Consider the following 5349-nt stretch of genomic DNA (forward strand, 5'->3'; position numbering starts at 1 on the left):
GAATCATGGCATCAGCACCTATGTCTTTAATATTTAACATGATTCATACCATTTTCGGGAAACAGTGTCAAGAGAAATATGCACAAATGTTAAATTATTTTAACGCCTTACACTAATAATGACTTTTTACGATGTCGTCAACTTTAGCTGTTAACATTTCCTCTTAATCCCTTCCGGGAGGAGGGGAGTTATTCTGGTTCAGATAAACATGAAAAAAGGAATAACGCTCATAGCAGTATTTATTGTTTCTTCCCTCCTATTCATTACAGACTTAAATGGAAAAACGGTAAACAGGGAAGAATTTATATATGAACCCGTATTCAACAGCACAATCTATTTTTATGAATCCGGGAGAAAGCATGCAAAAAGCGTTGTGCTGGTACACGGGACCGGTGAAGAGGGCGCCGGAATATGGAAGAACCTGATCCCTGAGCTTGAAAAAAAGTATCACGTAATCGCTTTCGATCTTCCCGGATTCGCTCGGTCAAGCAAAGAAAACCGGATGTATTCCCCCAAAAACTTTGCTGCCTTTGTCAACTGGATCGTAAAGAAATACACGAAGGGACCTCTCTCTATCATAGGACATTCGCTGGGCGGAGCAATTTCGCTGTATTATGCAGGCACGTATCCGGAAAACCTGGAGCGCCTCATTATTGTAGACTCGGCAGGAATGCTGAACCGCTCGGCATTCCTCAAAAACTTCATTAACGTAAGTCCTAACAGATTTCTGGATATGACCAGTACACCCGTATCGGTTATACAAAACTATATAATCGCAAACCTCGAGAGTATGGACAAGGATCTGGCGCCGGAAAGCGACGACAAATCAATGACTTCTTCAATTCTCAGGAAAGGGTTGTATGGCGGCGATCCCGCGAAGGGAGCCGCCGTTGCACTGCTTAACACCGATTTCAGCAGGATCATCGATACAATAAATATGCCCACACTCATAGTCTGGGGCGAGAAAGATACGATAGCGCCGTTGCGGATCGGACGGCTTCTGGAATGGATGATTCCCGAATCTGATTTGAGGATAATGCCGGAGCTCGGCCACTCCCCGATGATCGACCGACCGGGCGACTTCAATACAATAATCATGGACTGGCTTTCAGCTCCTGTGAAGAAAAAGAAAAGGAAAACGTCTTCATTCACTAGCGATAAAGTATTTCACTGCGAGGGTGAGGACTGCATGATAACTGGTGGCGACTATGAACGAATAGAAATTAAAAACAGCAATAACACACGTATTTTAAATGTAACGGCAAGGAATATTTACATTGAAAGATCGATTGTATCCATTGAAAGCAGCTCTATTAAATCAGGAGACATCGGAGTAAAGGTGATAGATTCCGTCGCGAATCTGAGCGGATGCAGCATCGATTCTGATATCGCCGTACTCACCTCCAACAGCAGCGTTGATCTCGCCGGAGTGAAGCTCACGGGCAAGACCGCGGCCATTAAGGAGGCGGCGCTGAAATCCGAGGACAAGTCGACCGTTATTTTCTCAGTAAGCAAAATAAAAAGCCCGTTCACCGATGGTTACAAGCACGAGATAAAGACGGTGACGGGAAAAAATCCTTATTAATTTATTGTGTGACGATTTCGTAGAATTTGCTTTTTGAAAAACCGAAAAGGAAAAGGAGGGGGAAATTATGATTTTTGCGTCGCAGGAAAGTGTTCGTAAATGGACGGATAAGGGCGTGTGGGGGACAAAGACACTGGTCGACTATTTCAAGGAAAATGTGGAAAGAACACCGGATGCAATATGTCTTGCCGATCCCCCCAACAAGGAAGCACTGGTGGGTTTGAAACCGGAGAAGCTGACTTTCCGTGATCTCGACCAGGCCGTTGATGCCGCCGCCGAGGCGTTCATCGCCAAGGGCGTTAAAAAGGACGACATCATTATGGTGCAATTGCCCAACTGCTGGGAATTAGCCATGCTGTATCTCGCCGTCTCGCGGGCGGGAGCATTGATCTCTCCCATGCCTATGCAGTGGCGTCAGTCGGAGATCGAGTATATTGCGGGACTGACGGAAGCACGAGCCTTCATCACCGTTGAAGAATTCTCCGGATTTAAACACAAAGAAATGGTTGAAAAACTCCAAGGCAAGTATCCCTCCATCAAAGATATCATAACCCTGGCTGAACTCCGTGATATGACAAAAGGAGAGATAACGGGAAAGCTCGACAAGATTACTATCGATGCCAACGATGCGTTCACCCTCTGCTGGTCCTCAGGGACTGAGGCCGAACCGAAGGGATGCCCATTGAGTCACAACAACTGGTTGTTTCAAGGTGCTTTCCAGTACGAAGTGGCGCCTATCAGAAAAGGCTGCAACCTGATTACTGCCGGACCATTAGTGAACATGGCTTCTATCGGGACGGTTTTCATCCCCTGGTTGATGACGGGGGGGAAATTCTGCCTGCACCATCCATTTGACGGCCCCACGTTTATCATGCAACTTATAACCGAAGAGGTTCATTATACACTTCTTGTTCCGGCAATTGTGAATGCCCTGCTGAAGCACCCCAAGGTGGATCAATTCAATTTACAAAAGATGGAAGCCATCACCATAGGCGCCGCGCCTCCATCCCTGTGGTCCGTGCAAGAGCTGAAAAGACGATGGGGGATCGAATTTGCGAACATATGGGGTCAGAATGAGGCGACGGCAAATGTAGCGGGACCCAATGATATCCCGGATCTGGAGATGCGCATCGACCATTTCCCCCACTACGGGAAGGCTGGCTCGAAGTGGGTCAACATCGCATCAGCACTTCGAAAGAATATTCATCAAAAAGTGCTGAAACCCGGGACGAAAGAGGAAGTCACGGAGGTTGGCGGAGTAGGAGAACTCTGGTACAGGGGACCCAATGTGATTTCCGGATATTTCAAACGACCGGACCTCACGGCGAACGCCTTTGATGAACAGGGTTTCTTCAACACCGGCGATCTTTTTCAGATCAAGGATAATGACTGTATCGGATTCTTCGATCGGACCAAGGACATCATTATCCGGGGCGGTTTCAATATCAGCGCCCAGGAGGTTGAAAATATGATCCTTGGTCATCCCAAGGTTCTGGATGTGGCAGCCATCGCCATACCGGACGAGATACTGGGTGAGAAGGTCTGTGTATACGTCGTCCCGAAAGGCGACGAAAGAGTGGATCTGGAAGAGATCAAGGCCTTCATGAACGAGAAAGGTATTGCTATGTACAAGATACCGGAACGTCTTGAGATCATCAGTTCCCTCCCCAGAAACCCCGTGGGAAAATTACTCAAGAAGGTTCTCCGTGAAGACATTAAAAAGAAACTGGGAGCATAGTATCCGGATCATGCTTTTCCATAGAGGGATGGGTGACATTCTTCTTTCCGAGGGAAAGGGATAACGATAAGGGGAATTCTTCAAAAGTCTTATAAAACAATAAATGAAATAAACTAAGCAAGGAGATTCAGCAATATGCAAAACAAGGATGATATTGTTATTGTCAGTGCCGTGAGAACACCTTTCAGTAAGTTCGACTCCCTTATGGCGGATATCCCCAGTATTGATCTCGGGGTTATGGTCATTAAAGAGGTCGTCCAGCGAGTCGGGATCAACCCCGGGGAGGTGGATGATATCAGCTATGGAAGTTGTGTTTTGGCGGAGGTCGCTCTGGAGACGGACGTACCGGCCCGGCAGGCAACTCTATTGGCGGGATTTCCCGCAGAAAATATATCGCTCACCCTCGACAGGGCCTGCTGTTCCTCTCTCACCTGTCTGCGTCTGGGGGTAAGGGCCATCAAGGCAGGCGAAGCGGAGATCGCCATGGCCGTAGGTTCCGAGAATATGCCCCGTACTCCGCATCTGGTACCGGGATTGAGAAAGGGGATAAGGTTGGGGCACATCACGCTCATAGATTGCCTTTTTGAACTCGGCTACACCGCCAAGGGTTTTAACCCTGTCGCCAAGGATGCGGGTGAGGTCGCCCTGGAACACGGCGTTACGCGGGAGATGCAGGATGCCTGGGCGCTGGGAAGCCAGGAAAAATATGCGAAGGCCTTTGCCGAGGGGAAGTTCAGGATCGGTGAAGAGCTCATGCCCGTCGTCATCCCTCAGAAGAAAGGGGAGCCCATTATTATCGATAAGGATGAATCACCCAGGAAGACCTCAATGGAAGCTCTTGCCAAGTTGAGACCCATTTACGGGAGTCCCACTGTAACTCCGGGTAATGCGCCCCCCATCAGTGCAGGCTCAAGCGCGATCCTCTTCATGACGAGGAAGAAAGCGGAAGAAAAAGGATTAAAGCCTCTTGCCACGATAGTGACCTCTGTTGCTTCGGCGACGGATCCACGGGGGATGGCCGAAATCCCTGCCTATACCATCAGGAAGGCCCTCCAGAAGGTGGGGATGACGATTGATCAGATGGATCTGATCGAGATCAATGAAGCCTTTGCAGCGGTAACGCTGACGTCCACAAAAATGCTGGCAAATGATGACGAGAAAAAATGGAAGGAACTTCTGGACAAGACCAATATCAACGGTGGCGCCATTGCTATCGGGCACCCCGTGGGAGCGAGTGCGGCCAGGATTACAATGCACCTTGCCTATGAGCTTGGAAGGAGGGGAGGCGGATATGGTATAGCATCCATCTGCGGAGGTCTTGCGCAAGGCGAGGCGGTCATCCTGAAGGTATAGGAAAAGGAGAAGTTTCATGCCGAGAAAGATATTCAAGGAAGAGCATAATATATTTCGTGAAAGTTTCAAAAAATTCCTGGAGAGGGAAGTTGTTCCGTTTATTGAAAAATGGGAACATGAAGGGATCATGCCGAAGAGTGTCTGGAAAAAGATGGGTGAAAATGGCTTTCTCTGTCCCTGGCTTGAGGAAAAATACGGAGGTTCGAATGCCGGTTATGAATACTCCGTAGTGATTAGCGAAGAGCTGTCATACATCGGAGCTAACGGGTTGATGGCCGGTCTTCACAGCGATATCATCGTTCCCTATCTTCACAGTTTCGGCAACGAAGAACAAAAGATGCGCTGGCTCCCCGGTTGCGCCTCCGGCGACATCGTTACGGCCATCGCCATGACCGAGCCGGGAACGGGTTCGGACCTTGCCGCCATCAGGACAACGGCTGTGAAAGACGGCGACGAATACGTAATCAATGGACAGAAAACCTTCATATCAAACGGCATTAACGGTGATCTTGTCATCGTTGCCGTAAAGACGGACACAAAGGCAACCCCCCCTTACAAGGGCGTAAGCCTGATCTGTGTCGAAGACGGAACCCCCGGTTTTGAAAAAGGCCGTAATCTCGAAAAAATGGGGATGCACAGCCAGGATACGGCAGAGCTCAGTTTTGTGGATTGC

Annotated in this window: 4 protein-coding genes; all 4 read left to right on the forward strand. The window is 48.7% G+C overall.

All coding sequences use genetic code 11. From position 1 onward, the window contains the following. Positions 1 to 208 precede the first annotated feature (208 nt). The gene (locus tag NTW12_05690; GenBank protein MCX5845838.1) at positions 209 to 1585 is read left to right on the forward strand and encodes an alpha/beta hydrolase; all 1377 of its coding nucleotides are present in this window, start codon (positions 209 to 211) and stop codon (positions 1583 to 1585) included. Positions 1586 to 1652: 67 nt separating this feature from the next. Beyond that, on the forward strand, positions 1653 to 3323 hold the full coding sequence (locus NTW12_05695) for a class I adenylate-forming enzyme family protein (GenBank protein ID MCX5845839.1): 1671 nt from the start codon (positions 1653 to 1655) through the stop codon (positions 3321 to 3323). Positions 3324 to 3458: 135 nt separating this feature from the next. Next, positions 3459 to 4676 (forward strand): thiolase family protein, encoded by a 1218-nt coding sequence (locus NTW12_05700; protein ID MCX5845840.1) that lies wholly within the window; start codon positions 3459 to 3461, stop codon positions 4674 to 4676. Positions 4677 to 4692: 16 nt separating this feature from the next. Next, a partial coding sequence (locus NTW12_05705) for an acyl-CoA dehydrogenase family protein (GenBank protein ID MCX5845841.1) occupies positions 4693 to 5349 on the forward strand: 657 nt, incomplete at its 3' end.

It is taken from the genome of Deltaproteobacteria bacterium, from assembly GCA_026388545.1.
GTDB lineage: Bacteria > Desulfobacterota > Syntrophia > Syntrophales > UBA2185 > JAPLJS01.

Bases quoted from the DNA above. Each gene is read 5' to 3' on its own strand.
- NTW12_05695 (MCX5845839.1), top strand. From the start codon at position 1,653: ATGATTTTTGCGTCGCAGGAAAGTGTTCGTAAATGGACGGATAAGGGC.
- NTW12_05690 (MCX5845838.1), top strand. From the start codon at position 209: ATGAAAAAAGGAATAACGCTCATAGCAGTATTTATTGTTTCTTCCCTC.
- NTW12_05700 (MCX5845840.1), top strand. From the start codon at position 3,459: ATGCAAAACAAGGATGATATTGTTATTGTCAGTGCCGTGAGAACACCT.